The following is a 611-nucleotide window of genomic DNA, read 5'->3' on the forward strand; positions in this document are numbered from 1 at the left end:
CCCACACGGAGCCGCCTTCCGCGGCCGGCCAGCCCTTCCTGGCGCGGCGCGAGCTGGGCATCATCAACGTGGCGGGCGGCGCGGGCCGTGTCACCGTCGACGGCCAGGCGTTCGAGCTGGCCCCGCGCGACGGCCTGTACGTCCCGATGGGCAGCGGTGAAGTCGTCTTCGAATCGCTGGACGCGGCCAACCCCGCCCGCTTCTACCTCGCGTCGACGCCCGCGCACGTCCGCTGCGAACTCGTCAAGATCACGCACGCCCAGGCGATCCCGCTGGAGCGCGGCAGCGCAGCGACGTCGAACGAACGCACGATCTACCAGTACGTCATCCCGGGCGTCTGCAAGTCCGCCCAGCTGCTGCTGGGCCTCACGATCCTCAAGACGGGCAGCGTGTGGAACACCATGCCGCCCCACGTGCACGAGCGCCGGTCCGAGGTGTATTTCTATTTCGACCTGCAGGACGACCAGCGCGTGTTCCACTTCATGGGCGAACCCGATTCGGCGCGCCACATCGTCGTGGCCAACGAGCAGGCCGTCGTGTCGCCGCCGTGGTCGATCCACATGGGCTCCGGCACGGCCAACTATGCGTTCATCTGGGCGATGGGCGGCGAG

At 69.1% G+C, this 611-nt stretch carries 1 protein-coding gene; it reads left to right on the forward strand.

From position 1 onward, the window contains the following. The coding region (gene kduI / locus ACEN88_RS33665; protein WP_413346694.1) for a 5-dehydro-4-deoxy-D-glucuronate isomerase at positions 1 to 611 on the forward strand (611 nt) is incomplete at both ends.

The sequence above is a fragment of the Massilia sp. CT11-108 genome (assembly GCF_047302915.1).
GTDB lineage: Bacteria > Pseudomonadota > Gammaproteobacteria > Burkholderiales > Burkholderiaceae_D > Telluria > Telluria orientalis.